The organism is Pseudoalteromonas sp. BSi20429 (assembly GCF_000238895.1).
Taxonomy (GTDB): Bacteria; Pseudomonadota; Gammaproteobacteria; order Enterobacterales; family Alteromonadaceae; genus Pseudoalteromonas; species Pseudoalteromonas arctica.
Window position 1 is genome coordinate 14,078 of sequence record NZ_BADV01000047.1, and the last position, 23,285, is coordinate 37,362.

The 23,285-nt window shown below is 40.2% G+C and carries 20 protein-coding genes and 1 pseudogene; 10 read left to right on the plus strand and 11 right to left on the minus strand.

The annotated features are described in order from the left end of the window. Positions 1 to 121 precede the first annotated feature (121 nt). A complete protein-coding gene (locus tag P20429_RS09880) occupies positions 122 to 1,069 on the minus strand; it encodes a sodium-dependent bicarbonate transport family permease (RefSeq protein WP_007583307.1) in 948 nt (315 codons plus the stop codon). A 151-nt stretch (positions 1,070 to 1,220) separates the two neighbouring features. Between P20429_RS09880 and P20429_RS09875 the strand changes: the two genes are divergently transcribed. Continuing rightward, on the plus strand, positions 1,221 to 2,165 hold the full coding sequence (locus P20429_RS09875) for a LysR family transcriptional regulator (RefSeq protein ID WP_007583310.1): 945 nt from the start codon (positions 1,221 to 1,223) through the stop codon (positions 2,163 to 2,165). A gap of 8 nt (positions 2,166 to 2,173) precedes the next feature. Here P20429_RS09875 and P20429_RS09870 read toward each other — a convergent pair whose 3' ends face one another. The 3 genes from P20429_RS09870 to P20429_RS09860 all read right to left on the minus strand — a co-directional run bounded on the left by P20429_RS09870 (position 2,174) and on the right by P20429_RS09860 (position 6,138). Continuing rightward, complete coding sequence (locus P20429_RS09870) at positions 2,174 to 3,175, minus strand: LacI family DNA-binding transcriptional regulator (protein ID WP_007583313.1); 1,002 nt, start codon at positions 3,173 to 3,175, stop codon at positions 2,174 to 2,176. 75 nt (positions 3,176 to 3,250) lie between these two features. Next, positions 3,251 to 4,777: an MFS transporter gene (locus P20429_RS09865; RefSeq protein ID WP_007583314.1), complete on the minus strand. Its 1,527-nt coding sequence runs from the start codon at positions 4,775 to 4,777 to the stop codon at positions 3,251 to 3,253. A gap of 32 nt (positions 4,778 to 4,809) precedes the next feature. After that, positions 4,810 to 6,138 (minus strand): GH1 family beta-glucosidase, encoded by a 1,329-nt coding sequence (locus P20429_RS09860; RefSeq protein WP_007583316.1) that lies wholly within the window; start codon positions 6,136 to 6,138, stop codon positions 4,810 to 4,812. 238 nt (positions 6,139 to 6,376) lie between these two features. On the opposite strand from P20429_RS09860, the gene P20429_RS09855 reads away from it, so the two are divergent. Further along, on the plus strand, positions 6,377 to 8,953 hold the full coding sequence (locus tag P20429_RS09855; RefSeq protein WP_007583318.1) for an exo 1,3/1,4-beta-D-glucan glucohydrolase: 2,577 nt from the start codon (positions 6,377 to 6,379) through the stop codon (positions 8,951 to 8,953). A gap of 327 nt (positions 8,954 to 9,280) precedes the next feature. On the opposite strand, the gene P20429_RS09850 is transcribed toward P20429_RS09855, so the two are convergent. The 3 genes from P20429_RS09850 to P20429_RS09840 form a co-directional block, all read right to left on the minus strand. Next, positions 9,281 to 10,768 carry a tryptophan halogenase family protein gene (locus P20429_RS09850; protein WP_007583321.1) on the minus strand — a complete coding sequence of 496 codons (1,488 nt, stop codon included), beginning with the start codon at positions 10,766 to 10,768 and terminating at the stop codon, positions 9,281 to 9,283. Further along, positions 10,761 to 12,311 (minus strand): tryptophan halogenase family protein, encoded by a 1,551-nt coding sequence (locus P20429_RS09845; protein WP_007583323.1) that lies wholly within the window; start codon positions 12,309 to 12,311, stop codon positions 10,761 to 10,763. The genes P20429_RS09850 and P20429_RS09845 overlap by 8 nt, the downstream gene beginning before the upstream one ends. Before the next feature lie 102 nt (positions 12,312 to 12,413). Then, complete coding sequence (locus P20429_RS09840; protein WP_007583325.1) at positions 12,414 to 15,380, minus strand: TonB-dependent receptor; 2,967 nt, start codon at positions 15,378 to 15,380, stop codon at positions 12,414 to 12,416. 483 nt (positions 15,381 to 15,863) lie between these two features. Here P20429_RS09840 and P20429_RS09835 point away from each other — a divergent pair, with 483 nt between their 5' ends. The 8 genes from P20429_RS09835 to P20429_RS09800 all read left to right on the plus strand — a co-directional run bounded on the left by P20429_RS09835 (position 15,864) and on the right by P20429_RS09800 (position 21,255). Next, on the plus strand, positions 15,864 to 16,772 hold the full coding sequence (locus P20429_RS09835) for an MBL fold metallo-hydrolase (protein ID WP_007583327.1): 909 nt from the start codon (positions 15,864 to 15,866) through the stop codon (positions 16,770 to 16,772). A 64-nt stretch (positions 16,773 to 16,836) separates the two neighbouring features. Continuing rightward, positions 16,837 to 17,508 carry a hypothetical protein gene (locus tag P20429_RS09830; protein ID WP_007583329.1) on the plus strand — a complete coding sequence of 224 codons (672 nt, stop codon included), beginning with the start codon at positions 16,837 to 16,839 and terminating at the stop codon, positions 17,506 to 17,508. Between the two features lie 3 nt (positions 17,509 to 17,511). Then, positions 17,512 to 18,186 (plus strand): Crp/Fnr family transcriptional regulator, encoded by a 675-nt coding sequence (locus tag P20429_RS09825; RefSeq protein WP_007583331.1) that lies wholly within the window; start codon positions 17,512 to 17,514, stop codon positions 18,184 to 18,186. 71 nt (positions 18,187 to 18,257) lie between these two features. Further along, positions 18,258 to 18,665: a hypothetical protein gene (locus P20429_RS09820; protein ID WP_007583333.1), complete on the plus strand. Its 408-nt coding sequence runs from the start codon at positions 18,258 to 18,260 to the stop codon at positions 18,663 to 18,665. A gap of 83 nt (positions 18,666 to 18,748) precedes the next feature. Next, on the plus strand, positions 18,749 to 19,252 hold the full coding sequence (locus P20429_RS09815; RefSeq protein ID WP_007583335.1) for a DUF962 domain-containing protein: 504 nt from the start codon (positions 18,749 to 18,751) through the stop codon (positions 19,250 to 19,252). A 60-nt stretch (positions 19,253 to 19,312) separates the two neighbouring features. Further along, a complete protein-coding gene (locus tag P20429_RS09810) occupies positions 19,313 to 20,104 on the plus strand; it encodes an SDR family oxidoreductase (RefSeq protein ID WP_007583337.1) in 792 nt (263 codons plus the stop codon). A 61-nt stretch (positions 20,105 to 20,165) separates the two neighbouring features. Then, positions 20,166 to 20,759 carry a DUF2238 domain-containing protein gene (locus tag P20429_RS09805; protein ID WP_007583339.1) on the plus strand — a complete coding sequence of 198 codons (594 nt, stop codon included), beginning with the start codon at positions 20,166 to 20,168 and terminating at the stop codon, positions 20,757 to 20,759. A 52-nt stretch (positions 20,760 to 20,811) separates the two neighbouring features. Then, positions 20,812 to 21,255, plus strand: coding sequence for a GNAT family N-acetyltransferase (locus P20429_RS09800; protein ID WP_007583341.1), 444 nt, complete (start codon positions 20,812 to 20,814; stop codon positions 21,253 to 21,255). A 106-nt stretch (positions 21,256 to 21,361) separates the two neighbouring features. Here P20429_RS09800 and P20429_RS19500 read toward each other — a convergent pair whose 3' ends face one another. From P20429_RS19500 to P20429_RS09795, 4 genes and pseudogenes are all read right to left on the minus strand, one after another. Then, on the minus strand, positions 21,362 to 21,700 hold the full coding sequence (locus P20429_RS19500; RefSeq protein ID WP_033021693.1) for a hypothetical protein: 339 nt from the start codon (positions 21,698 to 21,700) through the stop codon (positions 21,362 to 21,364). A 44-nt stretch (positions 21,701 to 21,744) separates the two neighbouring features. Beyond that, positions 21,745 to 22,133: pseudogene (locus P20429_RS19505) on the minus strand (DUF3465 domain-containing protein). 148 nt (positions 22,134 to 22,281) lie between these two features. Next, positions 22,282 to 22,551, minus strand: coding sequence for a hypothetical protein (locus tag P20429_RS19510; RefSeq protein ID WP_033026777.1), 270 nt, complete (start codon positions 22,549 to 22,551; stop codon positions 22,282 to 22,284). Between the two features lie 29 nt (positions 22,552 to 22,580). After that, entirely contained in the window at positions 22,581 to 23,174 is a 594-nt protein-coding gene (locus tag P20429_RS09795; protein ID WP_007583344.1) for a hypothetical protein, read from the minus strand. Between the last annotated feature and the right edge of the window lie 111 nt (positions 23,175 to 23,285).

Genomic DNA, 23,285 nt, shown 5'->3' on the forward strand with positions numbered 1-23,285 from the left:
CTTAAATACCAGACAGTCTGCTGCAAAATCAATCACGAAAGGTCAACACGCCCTAATGTTAAACCCTATGTAAAATAGGGTTTAACCGTTTTTTAAAGTGATAAAATTAGCACTTATTTGTTTATTGCATTACTAGTGCAAGGTGGTGATATAAACCAATACCAACAATCACATTAAACGGAAAAGTTACACCGAGAGAGCTCAGCATAGCAAGACCAATATCGGCTTTAGGAATTGCCGCTTTTATAGCAGCGGGCGCGGCTATGTAAGAGGCGCTGGCTACTAAACTGCCCAATATAACTACCGAGCCTAATTCTAAATTTAAAAGTGTGCCTACTGCTGTGCCAATCGTGCCTAGAAATAGCGGGGTGACAATAGCAAATACCGCTAGTTTCCAATGTTTCCAAGGGATAGGACGAAGAGTTTGCGCGGCTACTAAACCCATTTCTAGTAAAAATAATGCCAACACAACCTTAAAGCTACTTGTTAAAAGACTCGTTACTTGGCTACCTTGCACCGTGCCGTACATCATACCGATAACCACGCCGCCAACGAGTAAAATCACACTTTTGTTCGTGAGAGTTTCATGCCAAAGCGCCTTTAACGACAGCTCATTGTTTTGGCTGTTTTCTTTATCAAGCTTTCGGTAAAGCAATAAACCAACAATGATTGCAGGAAGTTCTAGCATCACTAAATACAGGGTGACTTCTGCGCCTACTACCAACTTAGCTGACTCGGCATAGGCGAGTGCAACAGCAAATGTACCTGCACTCACTGAGCCGTAATGTGCGGCAATACTGGCGCTATTAGCAACAGAGAGTTTAATCACGTATTTTAAAATAGGGTAAAGCATCAGTGGTATAAGTGCGCCAAGTAGCATTACCGATCCCATTTCGGGCAGTAGTTGCCAGCTTAAATTACCGTGCAGCACCATACCGCCTTTTAAGCCGATGGTTAACATGAGCAATAAGCTTAATGTGTCGTAGGTGGCTTTTGGAATGGCCAAGTCCGAGCGTAAAACACCCGCTACTAATCCTAAAATAAAAAACATAACAACAATATCTGGCACTGGCTTTCCTTACTAGGTGGTAAATTAAGTGGCGCTATTGTAGATAAAACTTTGTATAGTAAATAATAAAATAAATACGCGTTACATATAGGTATTTATCTATGGGTCGTTTGCTATGTAGCTATTATTAGATAAAGATTATGAGGTTGGTATGGATTTACGACATATATCGTTTAGGTTGCTAGAAGTATTTATGAGCGTGGTTAAAACGGGTTCAATAAGCGAAACCGCAAGGCGCTTACACCTAACGCAGCCAACGGTATCGCTACAAATAAAGCGATTACAAGAAGCCGTAGGCGAGCCATTACTCCTTATACAACAGCAAAAGTTACACGTGACCGATGCAGGGCTTGAGCTATTTAAAACATGCCAACAGGTGTTTGGGCATTTTGAAGACTACCAAGATTTTTTAACCGAGCTTAATGGTGGTTCGCGCGGCCGTTGTAAAATTGCCATGGTTAATACGGCGCAATATATTTTACCAAAACTGCTTGGCCCTTATAGTAATTTACATCCCCATGTTGAGCTTCCGCTTGAGATTGGTAACAGGGCAGAGGTGCTTGATAGGTTTGAGCGAGGAGAGGACGATATTTATGTATTTAGCCACCCGCCGTCGCTTGAACACGCACAAGCTGCGCGCTTTTTGCATAATCCACTTGAATTTATAGTGCCGTTAAATCATCCGTTAGCTCACGTAAAAGCCGTTAAATTAACTGATTTAATGCAGTATCGCTTTTTACTTCGAGAAAATGGCTCAGCAACACGTATGTTATTTGAAAGCGAGTTACAAAGCCGAGGGTTAGTTCTGAGCGATAGCGTGCAAATGGCGAGTAATGAAGCAATACGCGTCGCGGTTGCATCGGGGATGGGCATTGCGGTTTTATCACGCCATGTACTTGCAACAGACGATACTAGTTTTAAAATTTTAAACGTAACCGATACTCATTTAGCGAGTCATTGGTATTTTGTAATGCGAACAGACAGGCACATATCGCATGCTGCACGTAACTTTTTAAAGTTTGCGCAGCAGCACGTAGAGCAATATTTAGATACGCAGTGGGTGCGTAATGAATTACATAACTTAAATTTAAACTAGATTTAAAGTTAATTAATATCCGGTGTTGAGTCTCTTAAAATAAGCTTTGGCTGAAACACGTGCTTTACTGTTATGCCGCTTTTTTTGTAAATGTCTTTAAGCACTAAGTTAGCCGCAGCTCGGCCCATTTCGGGTACTGGGTTATCTATTGTAGTAAGCGTTGGGTAGAGGTAATTGGTAAAAATTACGTTATCGAACCCAATAATGGCTAAATCTTTTGGTAGGTTAAAACCGTGTTCGCGGGCATATTTCATAGCACCCGATGCCATTTCGTCATTGGCACATACAAGGGCGGTTATTTGCGCTTTATTTTGAATAAAATGCCTTAAGCCGTCGCTTCCGCCGGTTTCTTTAAAGTCGCCTATGTAAAATAGGTTTTCGTCAAAGGTTAGGTTGTACTCTGCTAGGGCTTGTTTGTGACCTTTTAAACGATTTGACGCGTCTTCTTTAAACTGCGGGCCTGCTATGTACGCAATGTTTTTATGACCTTTGTTGATCATGGCTTTAGTGGCTAAGTAGCCGCCCATTACGTTGTCGAGGCTAATGCAGTTTTCTTCAATTTCTTTAACGTAGCGGCTCATTAGGTAAATAGGGGTTTTACCTTTACTTAACTCAATTAGGTACTCGTTTGATACCGCTTCTACGTGGGCAATAATAGCGTCGCAATTACGGCCTATTAAAAACTCAAAGCCGCTTTTTTCTTTTTTCTCGTCACTGTGCCCAGGCGTAATAATAACGTGTTTACCCGCAATACGAAGATGCTCTTCAATGGCTGACATCATTTGACCAAAAAACGGACCATCCAACTCAGAAACTAAAATACCGACGCTGTTTGTAGTGCTAGACGCCAAAGAGCGAGCAATAGAACTTGGCTGATAGCCTAGCTCTTTCATTGCTTCTAATACCTTTTTTTTAGTTTTTTTGCTTACGTAGTCGTTGTCGTTAAGCACCCTTGAAACAGTTGATAAAGACACACCTGCCATTTCTGATACTTGATAAATTGTCGCCATTGATGTCCTAGCTTATATGTGTTTTTACTCGCGCTTTATAAAAATATATAGCGCGAAGGGTCATTAAAAGTTAATTTACACATTACTGCGTCTAATTGCTAAGTCTTCTGTTATTTTTTGCGTCATCGCTGAAGTAAGCGGATAAATAAGCATCAATGCGGCGCCTAAAAAAGCAAATGCGGCAGGTATCCAGCTCATAAGTAACTGCATACCAGGTAGGGCTTGCGTAATTGTTAGCTCATCCATACCGTTATAGCCGTAGCCTGCAAGTACCACTAATACTAATGCACCGGCAAAACCACCACCGGTTTTTTGCACAAATGTACCCGCAGAATAAATAAGGCCTGTAGCGCGGCGTTTGTTTTTCCACTCTGAATAATCGGCTGAATCACCAAGCATACTAAAAAATAATGTTGGCATCATCGCGGCAAAAAATTCAGCAGCGCAACCAAAGGTAAATACAGCAATAAGGTTATCACTAGGTACCCAGTAAAATGCAGTAGTGAGTATGCCGCTTAGCATTAATGATGCAATAAATAGGTTTCGTTTACCCATAATTTCGGCCAGTTTACCTGTGGCAAGTGCGCCTAATATAGATACAACCAGCAAAGCGATAAAGTATTGCCCAGCCATGAGTTCATTAGCTACGTGGTACTTAAAGTAGTACGCAATTACACCATATTTTATGCCATTAAACATCATGGTTAAAAAACCAATGCCGAGTAATACCAACCAAGGTTTGTTGGTCAGAAGATCAACCATATCGCGCTGTGATCCTGTTAGGCTTTGCTTATCTTTATTGAGCAATTTTTTAATAACGAATGTCATTGCTGCCATAACAAGGGCAAAAAATACGCCGCTGTATAAATCGCGGTAATAAAAAAACAGGGTGGTAGCAAGCAAAGGTAGGATTATAAATGGCAGGCTTTTGGTTAAATCAAATAACTCTGATTTTAAATTGCCTTCATTTGAGGCGTGCGGTGTTACACGCTCTTTGGTGGTCGCAAACGTTATAATCATTAAAATAATAAGTAAGCTGGCAAATAAGTACATAGTAAGCTGATAGCCTTTGGCATCGTCGCCGCCACCAAAAAAAGCTACTAGCTCAGGTAAAAAACCCATAACCAATAAGCCACCAGTAAACGCACCTGCAAACCTAAAACCAGAGAGCTTTGTGCGTTCTGTATCGTCTGGTGTCATTACGCCCATAAGTGCCGAGTAGGGCACGTTACTTACGGTGTAAGCAAGCGTTAAACCTATATAAGTTACGTAGGCATAAATAAGTTTGTTGGTGGTGCTAAAGTCGGGTGTAGTAAAACACAACACCATAAACAAGCCTAAAAATGGTGCCGAGTAGAGTATCCATGGGCGAAATTTACCAAAGCGCGACTGCGTTCTGTCGGCAATCATACCCATAATAATATCGGTTACGCCATCAGATAGCCTTACCACCAAAAACAACATGGCAGCGGCGGCTGCCGATATGCCAAATGTATCGGTGTAAAACACCGCTAAATAAGCAAGCGCACCGCGCCATACTAAGTTAGCGCCGGCATCGCCCATGGCGTAACCGACTTTTTCGTATAAAGGGAGTTTGTTCACAGTGTGTGTTCTTATTGTTATAAGCCGATAAATTATCGGCTTGTTATTAGTTTACTGTACGCTTTACCGCTGGCTTTAACAGTTCGTTTTTGTGTGTTGTAGTCTACGTGTACTATTCCAAAACGTTTTAAATATCCTTCAGCCCATTCAAAGTTATCCATTAGGCTCCACGCAAAGTAACCATCTACTTTTACGCCTTGCTCGGTTGCGTTATGTAGAGCATTTAAATGCTCGTGGTAATATTCAATACGGTCGATATCTTTTACTTCACCGTCTTTAAATTCGTCAGCCATGGCTGCGCCGTTTTCGGTAATATAAATAGGCGGTAGGGTGTATTTTTCGTTTAACGATACAAGTAATTCTGTAAGCGCTTTAGGGTAAATTTCCCAGCCTATATCGGTCATTGGCGCTTTATGTGGCAGCTCATGGTAAAAGTCGGTTTCGCTTGCTTGATAATGCATGCGGGTATAAAAGTTAACCCCTAAATAATCCAGCGGTTGAGCAATTATTTCCATGTCGCCATCTAAAATATCTGGGCGGTGAGCTTTTGGTAATTGCTTAATAATATCAGGGTATTTACCTTGCATTACAGGCTGCATGTACCATTGGTTTATATAGTCATCAGCAAATGCAGTGGCTTTTAAATCTTCTTCACTTTGGGTAACGGAGTAACAAGGCGTAAAGTTAAGTACAATACCGTTTAGCGTATTTGGGCTATTTTTAGCAAGTACTTGCATAGCTAAACCGTGACCCAGTAATAAGTGGTGCGCGGCTTTACGACCAAATTCACGACCTACAATGCCAGGCGCATGTACGCCAATTTCGTAACCTAAGTAAGAGCTACAAAACGGTTCGTTTAAGGTGGCGTAAGAGTGCACACGTTCCCCAAATGCTTTGGTAATTAAATCTGCGTAATGGGCAAATTCGTAAGCGGTGTTACGGTTTAGCCAGCCACCTTCGTCTTCAATATGTTGTGGTAAATCCCAGTGGTATAGCGTTACAAAAGCTTTAATGTTACGGCGTTTTAATTCATCTAAAATGTCGGTATAAAACTTAACGCCTGTCGGGTTTAAGTGACCGCTTTTAGTCATTACGCGCGGCCACGAAATCGAAAGTCTGTAAGCGTCTACACCTAATGACTCAATTAGGTTTATATCGTCTTTCCAGCGAGTGTAGTGCTCGCAGGCTACGTCGCCATTTGAATTATCGACTATTTTGCCTTCTTTACTGCAAAAGGTATCCCAAATACATGGCAAGCGATCAGCTGCGCCGCCTTCAATTTGAAATGAGGCCGTAGCTACACCATAAGTAAAATTTTTGGCTAAAAGTGGTGAGCCACTAGGTAAAGATAATTGTTTCATTAAGAGAAAACCTCTGCTTCTTTGTAGTAAATTTTGCTTTTATTTATAGTTTATAAATTGCATTGGTGGAAGCGCTTCCATATTTAATTTGATTAATCACTAAGGATGGTATTTAATAACTTTAAGGAAGCGCTTCCATATTTAGGTTAGTGGCTATTGTTAAGCAGGTCAATAGTTAAATTTAAATAACAAATAGGCGTTTCACAAAAACACACTGACACAACACAGGGCTATAAAAATGAAAAAAAGCTTAAACACTAACAGGTTACGCATGCTCCCTATCTTAATAGGAGGATTATGCGTTTTAAGTGCGTGTAATAAACAAGAGGTTAACGCTAATAATAGCCAAGGCGCCTTAGCCAAAAAGGCTGAGCATGAGCAAGGTGATTTATCACTTTGGCCAACGCTTAAAAGTAAGGTAGTGAAAACGCCTGAAATTGAAAATACGATTGCACAGTATTTAAAAACAATGACGCTTGAGCAAAAAGTAGCGCAGATGATCCAACCTGAAATTCGCGATATAACTGCTGCAGACATGCGCAAATATGGTTTTGGTTCGTATTTAAATGGCGGTGGCTCGTTCCCGAATGCTAATAAACATGCAACGCCTGCAGATTGGATAACACTTGCTGAGAGCATGTATCAGGCATCGGTTGATGACTCAATTGATGGCAGTAAAATTCCAACCATGTGGGGCACTGATGCAGTACATGGCCATAATAATGTGATTGGGGCGACGTTATTCCCTCACAATATTGGTTTAGGTGCTGCTAATAACCCCGCATTAATTGAGCGAATTGCAGCGGCTACGGCAATAGAAGTAATGGCAACAGGGATAGATTGGGTATTTGCACCGACTGTTGCGGTTGTGCGCGACGACCGATGGGGCCGAACGTACGAAGGCTACTCAGAAGACTCAAGCATAGTGCGTGAATATTCAGCCGCAATTGTAAACGGATTGCAAGGCAGAGCCGATGAGGACTTTTTAAGTGACAAACGCGTAATTAGCACTGTTAAGCACTTTTTAGGCGATGGCGGCACGGTAGATGGCGACGATCAAGGGGACAACATTGATAGCGAAGAGACGTTATATAACATTCATGCACAAGGTTATATAGGAGGCTTAACCGCAGGTAGTCAGTCGGTTATGGCATCGTTTAATAGCTGGAATGGTAAAAAAAATCACGGCAATAAATATTTACTTACCGATGTACTAAAAACAAAAATGGGTTTTGATGGCTTTGTTGTAGGCGATTGGAACGGACACGGACAAGTTGCCGGCTGTACAAATGAAAGCTGCCCGCAAGCTGTTAATGCAGGGCTTGATATTTTTATGGTACCAACGGGTGCTTGGAAACCACTTTATGAAAATACAATTAAACAAGTAAAAGCGGGCACAATAACAATGGCGAGAATAGATGACGCCGTGGCACGTATTATACGCGTTAAATTACGTGCGGGTTTATTTGATAAACCAAGCCCCGCAAATCGAAAATATTCAGGTAAATTAGAACTAATAGGTGCGCCAGCACATCGCGATATTGCCCGCCAAGCCGTACAAGAGTCGTTAGTACTGCTTAAAAACAACAATCATTTATTACCGCTTAACCCATCAAGCAATATACTGATTGCAGGCGATGCGGCCGATAACATAGGCAAGCAATCGGGCGGTTGGAGTATTACGTGGCAGGGAACTAATAATCAAAATGCAGATTTCCCTGGAGCAACGTCTATTTATGCGGGGCTAAAAACGCAAATAGAGGCTGCTGGCGGTAACGCTATTTTAAGCCCAACGGGTGAATTTAATACCAAACCCGATGTAGCCATTGTTGTATTTGGTGAAGAACCATACGCAGAGGGGCATGGCGATAAAGACAACCTTGAGTTTGAACGTAACAATAAACGTTCTCTTAAAATATTAAAAACATTAAAGCAGCAAGGTATTGCGGTGGTATCGGTGTTTATATCGGGCAGACCAATGTGGGTTAACAGCGAACTAAACGCGTCAGATGCATTTGTAGCAGCATGGCTTCCTGGCACTGAAGGACAAGGCATTGCAGATGTTTTATTAGCGGATGCAAGTGGGCAGGTACAATACGACTTTAAAGGTAAGTTGTCTTTCTCGTGGCCTAAATCGCCACTACAAACCGCAGTAAATAAGGGTGATGCTGATTACTCACCACTATTACCCTACGGCTTTGGCTTAACGTATAAAGACGAAAGTACGCTTGGCAATAATCTAAATGAAGACTCAGGTGTTGATATTAGTAACCTTGCGCCGCTATCTATATTTAATGGCAGCTTTAAAACACCGTGGCGTTTGTTTTTAAACTCAAACAGCGAGCAGCACCAAGTAGCAAGTAACAGTGTAAAGCTCGGCGGCATTACTTATCGCACTGAAGACAAAGCGATTCAAGAAGATGCGATGCAATTTAATTTTGATGGCACTGCAGCCAGCTACATCGAAATTAATAGCAACTTTACCGAAGACAAAGTTGCCTACATTGAAGCAAATTCGGCCCTTAGATTTAGCTATAAAGTAAACCAAATACCTAGCTCACAGACATACCTTGCAATGAAATGCGAACAAGGCTGTGGTGGCGAGCTTAATATTAGCAATGTTCTTAAAAATGCTGATTTAAATACATGGCAAACCATGAGTATAGATTTAACATGTTTTGCTAAAAAGGGCGTTGATTTTGCCAGAGTAACCAGCCCTTTTATTATTAAAACGGCAGGAGAGCTTAACGTTTCAGTTGCAGATATTAGCTTTGAACCACAAGGCGCTGAAACAGCAAAAATAAAGTGTGAGTAGTAGAGTGCTTATAAGTTAAGTTTATTGTGTGTTGTCTCAAAGCCCTAAGGGCGTGTTGATCTTTGTGGATTGAAATTTGTTCAATCTAGGGGCAATTTAATCGCGGCGCGAGGTTTGTAACCTAGTGGGCTAAGTAAAAACCGAGCAACAAAGAGTAAATTGCCCCTAGGCAGAACCCTACGGGCAGCGCATGTTTGGCATTTATGCTACGTTATCGCCTATTTATGGGGAATAACCACACTACATAGGCTCTGCCTTGCCTAAAAACCAAATATGCTGCTGCAAATTCAACCACCAAAGAACAACACGCCCTAGTAAGGGCTTTTTTTATGCTGGGCAATACTGTTTTAAAAACTCATGATGCGGCGGTAATTGGCTTACGCGTTGCTCTATTTGTTGCTTAATACCGTGTAAAAAACGGGTGAGTTCTTCGTCGCTCATCATGCTGGCTATTAAGTGATGTTGATTAGGCTCAATGCCTTGACCAAGCATAACTTGCACCCACGAATCGACTCTAAAAATGTCGCCATCGTCTAAAAATACACGGCCGGTTTGCTTAAACAAATCAATTTTATGTTGAAGTGTTTTTGGCACCTCCATCGCACTACAGTGTTGCCAAAACTCACTGTCATCGCGATTAGTTACTTTGTAGTGCAGCACAATAAAGTCGCGAATATTTTCAATTTCGCTTTTAAGCTGTTTGTTGTATTCGTCAATGGCGTGATTGGTAATGCCATTAAACGGAAATAAACGCATAAAGCGAATAATACCCGACATAATTAAGTGAATGCTGGTGGACTCAAGTGGCTCTACAAAACCGCTAGCAAGGCCAAGCGCTAGGCAGTTTTTGTTCCAGCCTTTTAAGCGACGCCCTGTTTTAAATTTAATAATACGTGGCTCTGTAAGCGCCTCGCCCTCAATGTTATTTAATAATAGCGCTTTGGCTTGTGCGTCATCCATATATTGGCTGCAATAAACTAATCCGTTGCCTACACGGTTTTGCAGCGGTATACGCCATTGCCAGCCGCTTTTATGGGCAATAGAGCGGGTAAGTGGCAATACGGTATCGCTGGTTGATTTTGTTTGCACCGCAATGGCGCTGTTACACGGTAGTAAATGCGACCAGTCTTCGTAGCCAGTATGCAATGCTTGCTCTATTAATAAGCCTCTAAAGCCGGTGCAATCAATAAAAAAGTCGCCGTTTATGTGCTCGCCATTATTTAAAGTAAGTGATTCTATATGGCCCGTTTTAGTGTTTTTTACTACCTTTTGTATTTTACCTTCAATGCGTTTTACACCTAATGGCTCTGAAAATTCACGTAAAAACTGCGCGTAACGTGTGGCATCCATATGGTAAGCATAGTTAATGGGGTTTTGCTGATTGAACGCAAATTTACCGCTTTTAGCCGCTTGCAACTCGTAGCAGTAATCGCCAAATGGGTTGTTTATTCCTAAAGTTTTACCTTGTAGCCAAAAGTGATGAAATTCACCCGCCCAGCATTCTTTGCCCGTTGCGCCAAATGAGTGAATATAATGCGTGTTTTCATCGCCCCAGTTTTCAAAGCTAATACCTAATTTAAAGCTTGCTTGAGTGGCTTTCATAAATGCTTGCTCGTTTATACCCAGCAATTTATGAAATGTCCGAATAGGCGGAATTGTTGCTTCGCCAACACCTACAGTGCCAATATCGTCAGATTCAACAAGGGTTATGTTTATATTGTTACCAACTAGTTTAGCAAGTGCCGCTGCGGCCATCCAACCTGCAGTGCCGCCTCCAGCAATTACTACGTTTTTAACAGCGTTTGTTTTAGTCATTATGTGGCTGCCCATTATTTGATAAAAGATGATTTAAAAGCGCGCGATTACTTGGCAGTCCATTTAAACACTGCGCTATTTTTTCGCGATTTTGCTGATAATAGTAATCCCCAGCACGTGGGTCGTTAAATGTATTTTGTGCAGATACTGTTTGTGTATTAAAGCCCATGCCATATAAAACGTATTGATAACTGCTTGATGAAAACACTTCTTCGTTTTCAATAAAATCAAAGCGGCTAGGGGGCTGAAATTGCCAAAGTTTAAGTAAGTTTTGCAGGCGCTCGGGCGCGGTATTTAAATTACTAATATCTTGCCAATAAGGAGTGTCGTCGCGCTCGCTTAGCACATAATGAAGTTTTAAAAACTCAATAACGCGCTGCCAACGAGTGCTAAAACGTTCATTGAAACGCGTTTCAAGCTGGCTCATGTGGGTGCGGTTTTGCGGGAGTTGCTCGCTTATCATGCTAATTGAAAGCTCAACCATGGCAAGTGCTGACGCTTCAAGCGGCTCTAAAAATCCAGCAGACATACCCACGGCAACACAGTTTTTAATCCAAAATTTTTGCCTGTAACCAGGGCTGAATTTTAATACGCGGTAGTTAAGTTGCTCAGCTTGTTGCTCACTGGTGCTTTTGGCTATGTAGCTTTTTAGTGTATTTGTTGCGCTTTCATCACTTTGATATTTACTACTAAATACATAACCTGTACCACGGCGCGTTGGCAGGGCTATATCCCAAATCCAACCGTTACTTTGCGCTGTAGATAGCGTTGCAGAGGCAATTGGTTGATCTGTGTGTGCATTAGGTATTTGCGCCGCAACAGCGCTGTTATTAAATAAAATATGATCTTGCGCTATAAACTCACTATTAAAATGCTCACCAATTAAACGAGCACGAGAGCCTGAGCAATCTATAAAAAAATCACCTGTTATATCGCCATTATTATTTGTTTTTAATGAAGCAATATAGCCATGTTCGTCGTTAATAACCTCGGTTACATCGTCAGTAATATGCGTAACGTTTAGGTTTTTAACACAGTGATTTTTTAAAAATTCAGCAAATTTACCCGCATCTAAATGATAGCCATAGTTGGTAACTGCTGCATATTCAGGTGTTTGTAATTGCTTTGGTGCAAGTGCTGCTTGGCATACAAAGCTTTGCATATTAACAACGTCGGCAAATTTTTGGTTAGGTGCAATACGTTGCCAACTGGCGTGTAAATTAGTGTGCTCGTAGCCTTGTGGATTCATAAAAGGGTGGTAGTAGTTTTCTCCCTCGCTGAGGTTTCGCCAATTTATAAATTTAGAACCTTGCTTAAATGACGCGTCGCACTGGGTTATAAAATCACTTTCTTTAATGCCAATGCGCTGTAGGGTGTTGCGCATTGACGGCCACGTGCCTTCGCCCACACCCAATATAGGCACATTTGCCGACTCAACTAACGTTACATTAAGGTGCGGGTGTTCGGCGGCTAATAAGCCTGCGCTTAGCCAGCCGGCAGTACCACCACCTAAAACGACTATTTTTGTTATTGGTTTGGTCATGAGTTAACACCCTAAAGTTGATAACATTTAAACTAGCATTAATACTGTTTTAAATACAAAAAAGCCGCTAGTAAAAACTAACGGCTTTACTTTGTATTACCTTTAGAAGTTGTAACGCATACCAATATTGTAACGTGCACCTAGCTGTTGTAGGTTCCACAATTGAACTGACGTACGGCCATGTTCGCGGCTGTTTTGTTCAGTAATATTAAGGCCTTCAACAAAAAACGATAGTTGCTCGCTGTAGTTGTACGCAACATTAAAGTCGATTTGATAATATTCTTCAGTAAAGCCTGGCTCGTTTACGTATCGAGCTGCGCTATTTAAAAACTTATCACGCCAGTTGTAAGCAATACGTGCTTGAAAATCATCGTTTTCGTACATTGCTATAAAGTTAGCTGTATCGCTTAAACCTACCAATGCAAATTGTGTAGTAGTAGGGTCAGCGTTTACATCAAAGTCTATGTCGCCGTTAACAGTGGTGTAGTTTGCTTGCACACCAAAACCGCTTTCACCAAAAAAGTGCTGAAAGGCAACTTCAAAACCATCAATAGTGGCATTTTTATTGTTGGTAGGTACTTGCGCTGTAAATTCTAGTAATGGGTCGTCGCTGTTAGCAATTACATCGTAAGCGGCTTCAAACTCTTCGTAGGTCATAGAGTCAAAATCAACGTTGTTTTCTGTTGCGGCAACCATTTGAAATAAGTTTGAATCGGTTAGAGCAAGTCCGCGAGATTCTAGCTCAGCAATGGCAGCTTGAGCGCGAGGGCCCGCTGTTGCATCGCGTAATCCGTAGTAGTTTTGCGTCATTGGTGTTAAACCAATAAAGTTTTCGATGTCTTTAGTGTAATAACCTACCGACACATAACTTGTTTCTGCAAAGTACCACTCAGCCGATACATCAATATTATCTGATTCAAGCGGCACTAAACCAGGGTTGCCTGTTGACGCTGTAGCCGGTGAAGAACCCGCTAAAAGAGTAGGGGCACCCGGTACACCAACAGTCGCTGCTGAACTTAAGTTGTCGTAAGTTGGGCGAGCAATTGTAGTGCTATAAGAAAAACGCGCTTTTACGTTTTCGATTACTTCTATGTCAAAGTCAAAGCTTGGTAAAAAGTGATCGTAGCTAGATTTAAGCGTGAAATCTTCTTTATCTGAGCCAAAGCGAACATTAAAGTCGTTATTACCTTCCCATGCTACTGCGTTAGGTAAATCGATATTAGCCGTTGAGGTAATGTCAGTAGACTCTTGGCGTGCGCCAATAACAATGTTGTATGGCATATCGCCAATGTAGCCGTTGTAAGTAAATTGCACAAACGCTGCGGTTATGTCTTCTTCAATGGTGCGGTTAGTTGCAAATGCGCCATCGGCTGCAAAGTTAAAGCCGTACTCTTCACCTGCCCAGTAACCAATTTGCGATGCGCTGCCGGTATAACCTTGGTTGAACGAGCCCGATGTATCGTAGTCGTCAAACTCAGCTAAAAAGTTTGTTGGGTTTAGGTAGCCATCAGGTAGTTCGCCTGGGTTTTCTATCCCCCAGTTACCCATTGTATTACGTGTAAGTGATTGCAGTGAATGGCTTTCCATAGAGCGAGACTCTATACCAAAGTCAATTGCACCGTTTTCAATTTCGTATTTACCATGGATTCTAAATTCTGTTATTTCAGACTCTTGGCGAGCAAAGTTAGAATCTAAAATAGACGTACCCACATCAGAGGCATCTAATGTGTTATTACAATTTAAGTTGTCTCGGCGGCAATCATCAAAATCGATACTCATTGATGGAAGTTCACGGCTAAAATCAACTTCTTGTGCGTTAACTACGTTTGCGCCCAAGCCTGCATTTACCCAGCTGCCGTAAGGTGCATCTGGTTTGCTAGTGGCTTTTGAATTGTGCGCATCAAACATAAAGCTCAATTCTGAATTGAAATAGTATTCAACGTTTAAACCAATAGAGTCGTTTTGATTAACTTGGTTTAGCTCTTGAAACGCTAAACCTAAATCGCGTGTTTGCTGATCGCGACGTTCTTCTCGGTAGTAAATAGGGGTTTTTACCGTGTTATCGTCAAATGTTAGCGCGCTTTTGTAGTTATCCATCCATATTGATTGCTCAGCACGGGCTTCGAACAAATCTTGTTTAGAATATGTGTAATCAAGCGTGGCTGTTAAATCGTCAATAGGGCTGTACTGCAGCGTTAATTGGGCGTTTGTACGAGTACGTTCTCTGTCGGCAATGGTGTAGCGCAAATCTGATGGCATTGAATAAAGCTGACCAACAGCGGGTGCATTAGTTAAAACAATATCGTCTGCAGCTTGTGGGATTGTGCCGTCAAAAGCAGATGTATTCCATTGATTTACAAACGCACCTGTTGATGAGCTATCGCGCTGTTGCATGCTTGCAGTTAACGAGGCACCAAATTTAGCTTCACTGTCGGTCCAGCTAATTAAGCCCGAAAGCTCAGGTGTTATGTCATCACCAACACGGTTTGTTGAGTCATGTAATGCTTTTACGCCAATGCTTGAAACAAAGCCTGGATTGTCGAGTGGGCGAGCCGTATTAATATTAATTGTTGCGCCAATACCACCAGATGCAATACTTGCTTTACCTGTTTTATATACTTCAACCGACTTAACGCTATCAGACGCTAAGTTTGCAAAGTCAAAAGCACGAGAGCTGGGTGTACCACCGCCTGAAGGCAATGAAGCTGCCGGCATAGTACGACCGTTTAGGGTTACCATATTGTAGTCGGGGCCAAAACCACGAACAGTTACTTTAGAGCCTTCACCATTTGAGCGATCAATCGACACACCTGTAATACGCTGTAGCGACTCGGCTAAGTTGGTATCAGGAAATTTACCAATATCTTCAGCTGATATTGCATCTACAACACCTGCGGCGTCGCGTTTTAACCGAGTTGACTCTTTAATACTGCTTTTAAAACCAGTAACTTGAATTACTTCAACATCTGTATTTGCTTCTTGTGCATATACAGGTAAAGAGATTGATGCGCCTAAAATCAGAGATAGGCTGGTCGCTATCTTTGTTTTTCTTACAATATGGTTGGACATTCGGTTTCCCTCGCACTTTTATCATTATTATTAACAGCTGTATGGGGCTGTTATTGTGTAATTATAAACATTGTCAAATGTATGGAAGCGCTTCCAGAAAAATTCATTTAACTGAGCTTTGTGGAAGCGCTTCCAGAAATGCTAGTTTAAATTTTAAAAAGGGTCAACTATTGTTTTAATAAAATGGGACTAAATTGTTTTTAAAATGTGTGTTTTTTAGATTTAATTTTATTTAAATTATAAATTACAAGTGGTTATAAAAAGCCGTTTTAAATAGTTGTGTAACAACATTTTATTATAAGAAAACCGATTATTGATTCATTTAGTTATTTGAACACTTTTATAAGGTGTTTAAATCAGCTTTCAGTAAGGGCTAAAATTAATAAGTATGCCGTTGGTCACTCAACTAGGACAAAACTTAAATTAGTTATTACACTCAGCCATAGACTCAACTGAAAACACTATTTATAGGTATTAATAATTATGAGCAATGTAAAACAAGGACTAGCTGCAACCGCTTTAATTATAGCGTCTTTTAGTAGTATTGGCGCGCAGCAATGTAGTGATGTAAGTTTGCAAATTTTAGGCTCGGGCGGCCCTGAGCTTGACGATGGTCGCGCAGCAACAAGTTACCTTATATGGCACGAAAATAAAGCCAGAGTGTTAGTTGACGTAGGCTCTGGTGCCAGTATTGGGTTTGATAAAGCAGGTGCAAAATTTAGTGATGTTGATGCCATATTATTAAGCCATTTACACACTGATCATGCTGGCGATTTACCTAGTTTTATAAAAGGCAGTTACTTTACATCACGCGATAAAACACTTGCGATATTTGGCCCCCAGGGCAACCGTGTAATGGCTTCTACTAACGAATATGCACAAGCGTTACTAGGTAAGCAGGGCGCATTTAGATACTTAAGTGATTACGTAGAAGGTAATGAAAACTACAAATTAGATATTCGTTCTGTTGCATCAACAAAACAAAATGAATTTAAACAATCACTACAAAGTGATTTGGCTGTTAATGCAATGACAGTTAACCATGGACCTATTCCGGCTTTAGCGTGGAAAGTGAATATAGCAGGATGTGAACTTGTGTTTGCAGGCGACATGACCAACAAGTTAGGCACATTTACTGACTTTGCTAAAAATGCCGATGTAGTGGTTATGCACAACGCAATTGATGAAAACGCATCGGGCGGGGCTAAAAATTTACACATTACCCCAAGTCAAATCACTAAGGTATTAATTGAGGCTGCACCTAAAACGGCGGTTCTATCTCATTTTATGAATCGGTCATTAAAAAATCAGCAGTTGTTTAAAAAATCGTTAATTAAATCACTAAAAAGTAACGTAGTTTTTGCAGAAGATGGTTTAAAAATAAACTTATAAAGTATTGCGCATAAGAGTGTTGCGGGTCGCTAGTTTTATCGCTATTTTAAAGGCTCTCTCATAGATGGATTTTATTATGCGCATTAAATTTTTAGCGAGCTTTTATTCTTTCTTCTTGTTTGCACTGTTTGGTTGTGACGACCAAAGCATGGCAATGCAAGATAGCCCTCAGCTAAATAGTAATGCAAGTAACTTACCCTCTGATCTCAAAGTAAACACACCTCCAGCAGCTCAAACAAACGAACCCGCTTTAGTGGTCGGTATGCTAGCAACACATTGTAAAAGTAATGAAGCAGCCTACATTAACGCAAAAATGCATAAAGTTGTGCGTAACCCAGATGAAAGTACAGCCTACAAGTTAGAACCTACCGATAAAGTGCTTTCTATTTGTGTTGCAAAAGATGACTCATCGCTTAGTTATCGATTTGGTAGAGTTAATGACATAGGGCTTGAAAAAGAAGCAACACCAGATGCACCATTTGGTAGTTACTACAGGCAAGTAGGGCGTATTGGCGAGAGTATTTTATTTTTTAGTAACGGCGAATATCATTATTATATTATTAACTCAGGCGGTATGGGCAGCGGTGTAACCGTTAATGTTTATAAAAACGATACATTAATAACTGAGCTGTTTTCGGGTAATGATCCTTACGATGATTTTGTTATAGCAACCGATTTAAATTTCCCTAAAAAATTGGTTATCGAAAAACAGCCATTTAATAAGCAAATGCAGTAAATAATGACTCCACAGCAGCAAAACGTAATAGAGCAAGGGCATTGGTTTAAAAACCGTAGCGCTTATTTAAAAAGCTTTTTATTAACGCAGGGCAAAACGCTCTCGCTAAAAGCTCAGCAATCATTATTTTTGCGAGGTGATAAGCACGATGGAATTTATGCCGTACTTAGCGGCGTGGTGCGTATTAGTGGCGTAAGTAACGAAGGCAAAGAAGCCGTATTGAGCTTTATTGATTCATCACTGTGGTTTGGCGAAGTTACCTTGTTTGATGGTGGCCTGCGTACTCATGATGTATATGCACAAACTGATGTTGTGCTTTTTTACGTGCCCCAACGCGAGCTTGAACAGCTATTAAACGAACAGCCACAATATTGGCAAGAGTTTGGTTTATTGCTGGCACAAAAGTTACGCCTAATGTTTACCTCAATGGAAGATCACGCATTACTAAGTGCTGAGCAAAAAGTATGCAATCGACTTTTAATGCTCAGCGAGCATACAGAGCACTTATCACCGCTTGTTTTATCTCAGCAGCAACTTGCTGATATGACCTACCTAACGCGCCAAACTATTAATCAAATACTGCAACAGCTTGTTAGCCTACAAGCCATTAGTTTGGGGTATCAACGCATAACTGTTTTAGATAAACAAAAGTTACAGGCGCGTGCTACACAAGCTTAAATAGAGACTGTTTTATTTAGTTGGAACCAAAATTGCTACAGATAATGTAACGCAACAATGGATTTGAGCTAATGACTACAATAACCTTTAAAAATCAATATAGTAATTATAACTCTCCTACAGTAAATAAAGCGGCAGGTTCAAGCGAAGTTGCGGCAACTAATACCCTCCCTAACGTAAAAACAAGTGATACTAAAGGCATTACCTCAGCACCTAAAGAACCAACGTTTTTAGAAAGTGCTCAAGAAGCGTTGGTTTATCAGCGCTTAGGTGTAAACAAAAACAAAATAGACGAGCTAAAAGCGACAATAGAAGAGCTCATTAAAGAACAGCAAAGTGAGGGCGCAGACCCTAGCGCAATTGCTGATAAAATAGAGGAACTTCAAAAAATGCTTGAGCAAGAGTATCAAAAAGGGCGCGAGCGAACGGATATGAAAGGTGAGCATGAGCTGGGTAAAATGATATCTGCATTTGTTTAATTTACAAAGTGTCGGATACCTGACATTGTTGCTGTGCTTACTTTTGCTAAAGTAAGTTTTATATATAAAATAAAGGCAAAACAATGAAAACACTTCAACAGCAACTTGGTAAATATGGTTTATATCATCGTTCTAAGCGTAATGTACTAACGCACTTTATTGGTATTCCGCTCATTGTATTTGCAGCGTTGTGTTTACTAGCGCGTATTCAAATACCCCTTGGTAGCTTTGTAATTGATGGCGCACAACTTTTTGTATTAGCGTCGGTTGTTTATTATTTTATGCTGAGCTTTTCGCTTGGCTTTATTATGGCCGTGATATTCACTTTACTCCTTGTTGGTGCTCAGCCTATTGCGGCAATGGCGTTTTGGTCTTGGTTGAGTATTGGCGTAGGTGTGTTTGTATTTGGCTGGGTATTACAGTTTATTGGGCACTATTACGAAGGTAAAAAACCAGCGTTTGTAGATGACCTAATTGGCTTAATTATTGGCCCTTTATACGTAACTGTTGAACTACTATTTTTAATGGGTTTTTACAAAACATTAGAAGATGAAGTAAACGCAATAGCAGGTCCTACAAAGGCGTAAAATATTTTACTAAGTACCTTTATAAAACCTAATAAATAACAATAAAAGGGCAGATAACGCATGCAATATAATAATAAAACCGTGTGGATCACCGGCGCATCATCAGGTATTGGTAAAGAGCTTGCTATACAATTTTCCGAGCTTGGAGCGCGCGTTATTTTATCGGCGCGCAATGTAGATAAACTAAACGATTTAAAAGCAACGCTTAAAGGCGAAGGGCACTTAGTTGTGCCGCTGGACTTAGCACAGCCAGAGCATGTACTGAGTACAATAACAGCAAAAATGAGCGAGCTTCCTGCAATTGATATTTTAATTAATAACGGCGGCGTATCGCAGCGCAGTTTATTTTTAGAAAACGACTTTAACGTGTACCGCCAATTAATGGAGGTTAATTACTTTGGCTTAATTGCACTTACTAAAGCTGTATTGCCTACTATGGTGGCAAGGCGCAGTGGCTCAATTGTGTCTATTAGTAGTGTGGCGGGTAAAGTTGGTTCAAAATTTAGAACAGGTTATTCGGGTTCTAAATATGCGGTTGTTGGTTTTATGGATTGCCTACGTGCAGAAGTAGCACAACATAACATTTATTGTTTAACAATTTGCCCAGGTTCTATTAAAACAGCAATTGCGCATAACTCACTAAACGAGCAAGGCATAGCGCAAAATAAACCAGAAGAGTCGATAGAAAATGGCATGGATGTAAGCGTAGCAGCTTCAAAAATGATTCGTGCCATTAGTAATAAAAAAGACGAAGTGATTATTGGCAAAGGTTTAAGTGGTTGGGCGCCTACAATTAAGCGCTTTTTTCCTACTTTGTTTAATCGCATTACTGCAAAAACAAACTATAGGTAGCGTCGTTTATTTCAAAGGCGTAAAATGCCGTAAATTTGATCAATTTAGAAAAGGATTCTAAATGAAGTATTTATGGCTGAGCCTGTTTTTTATTGTATTAATTTGGTCTGGTATTAACCCAAAAGATCAATTTACATGGCTGCTTGAAGTTATCCCCGCAATTATTGGTTTAGTGCTGCTAGCAAGTACCTATAGCCACTTTAAACTTACTCCTATTTTATATACATTTATTTTAGCGCATTGCATTGTGCTGATGATTGGCGGGCATTACACCTACGCCGAAGTCCCTTTTTTCGACAACCTATTTGGTAGTGAGCGTAATAACTACGACAAAGTAGGGCACTTTTTTCAAGGGTTTGTACCTGCACTACTAGCTCGCGAAATTTTACTGCGCAAAAAAGTAGTAAATGGTAGAGGCTGGTTAATCACCTTTGTTATTTCGGTATGTTTAGCATTTAGCGCGTTTTACGAATTAATAGAATGGTGGGTTGCAGTGTTAAGCGGCGAAAACGCAGAAGCATTTTTAGGCACGCAAGGTTACGTGTGGGATACCCAATCAGATATGGGACTGGCGTTATTTGGGGCTATTTGCTCATTGTTAGTGCTTTCAAAAGTACACGACAAACAGCTAAAAAACGTTAAAGATTATTTATAGAAAAAGTTATATAAACGCTTATAAAAACATTGGTAAAAAAGACTATTAACTTATGACAGTAAACACTAGTGATTACTCAATTAGCACAGACAAAAGCAAACTTAACTTTAACGTTATTTATAACTTTATTGCTAATAGCTATTGGGCCAAAGGCATTCCTAAAAGCGTGATGCAATCGGCTATTGATAACTCAATGTGCTTTGGTGTTTACAGCGCTCATAACGAACAAGTTGGCTTTGCCAGGGTAGTGACCGATAAAGCAACCTTTGCCTATTTAGCCGATGTATTTATTACCCCGCACTCGCAAGGAAATGGGCTAAGTAAGTTACTCATTAAAACGATAGTAGAGCACCCTGAGCTGCAAGGGCTCAGGCGCTTTTTATTAGCTACTTCTGATGCGCATGGCCTTTATGCGCAATACGGGTTTAAACCGATAGATAACCCCGCACTACTAATGCAAATAAATCCTGAGAATGTGTATGGTAATATTAAGTAGAGAATACATTCTAAAGTGGGGATTATTATTGATGATTCATTATATAGCTAATTAGTAAGCTATTTTTTAAGTTATCAACTTTCTGACAGCAGGTATTAATACTCCTTTAAATACGATATTTTTTCTTCATTGATAGAGAAAAAGAAAGTACAAATAGAGCCAACCACCAAGCAGCAAATACCCACAATCCAGGCTTAAGCTCACACCATTCTGTAATGTTAATAACACCATATATGAACAGACTTAGAGAGATGAATGGTAAAATAAATAGGGAGTAAAACAGATATATAATAAAGTTTGATAGAAGTTTTTGATACAGTTTATGCTCATTATCAGAGCGAAACTCGATCATTAAAAAAATACATTGTGAAGATATAAGCAAGATAATTACTTGTAATAAACACCAGCCTAAAGCCGCGAGAATCGCTATCCATTGCATTGTCATTTTTCGTTTTCCTTGCGCTTTTACTTGAAGAGACCGTTATGAAGCTATTGGTACGTTTTACCTTTGTGCTTTAACCAACCATCAACGTGATGTCCATTTGGATCTTTATGAGTCCAGTGTACTACGCCCCCTTTTTATTCCACTCATACTCACCGTAAAATTGAACAGTATCACCCTTTGAAATCAAATTAATTCTTGGGGCAAGGTCAATATTATGTGCAATTAAAATAGTAATACCTGTACTTAATTTAAGAATAAATTTTTGATGACGTGAGCCTTGATTATCATCATTTAATATACGAATAACGATTCCAGAATCTTGTACTTGAACGTTACTTTGGTGATTTTTGTATGCTTCATTCAGGGATGTAGCATTTACAAAATTTGACCACTGTAGAAAAGTAAACCCTTTTAAATCAGACAGCCACTCCAAATAAATAAAGTCAATCTACGCCAGATTCAAGGTAATTAGGATGGGTGTCATCCTAATTTGTTAATTGTGCAAAGATGGCCGTAGGCCATGCACAAAAAGGAGCGAAGACCAAAACGTCGGCTGGACAAACTCGTTAGTGCTATGGGTATTAATCATCTGGATACTCAGACAAATATAGTTTGATGCCTAGTTTTGACATAATTCTCATGGCCTCAACTGAAAGTATGGCACCACCACCGCAAGCATTCTTACGCATAGCAAATCCTATATCAGCGGTATATGCCCCTGGACTAATTACACTTTCATTTTCAGTTAGCCATTTTTCCAATTCGACAATTTGGGATGGTAACTCCCAGTCTTCTTTGGCCAAGTGGGCCAATCGCTCATTGCCAGATTCATCTTTCACATAGATAGACAATCAATTCTCCTTTGAGCACTAACGCCTAACTAAGCGGCGCGAAATTGTTGGCTAAGATTGCGAGGCACGAGCGCTAGCCAACTTTTTAGCGTCCGTTTGAGTAACTTGTTATGTGTTTGATATATGGTGTGAAAACCTACACTTAAAGGTGTTAGGCCATTTATTAAAATCAGGCCCCAGATATCCTTAGCTTCTAAGAACTCTATTTCCAATTCGATTTCTTCACCTTTAGCCAAACTAGTTTCGTAAAGTTGATAATATGAAACTGCTTTACTAGAAAATTTAGATTTATCCGAATCTAGTTTTTCACGTTTAGCGCACAACTCTAATTTATTATACATTTTGTAAATACTTAAACTTAAAAATGCATGTTGGATTTCTTTGCATTTATGGTGGAAAGTACGCTCACTGATAACACTTACCAAAGGAATTAAAGTTTTTTCACAGTAACTTTCTAATTCTGAATAACGCCCTGCTTTTTGATAATAGGGAATAACTTTAATAATGTCTGCATCTGACACTTCATCAGTTTTGTATAGTTCATTTAGGACATGAATCGCCTCATCGTATTTTTTAGATTTAGCCAACGACGTTGCATGCTTCACCAATTCATAACTACCCATGGAAACTCCAGTCCTAAGAACACATAACAGCTTTATCGAGGATACTTTCCTCTTTTTATGAGCAAAGTATGTCCTCTTAATTATTTTTAATATTAATAACAAATCCTGTAA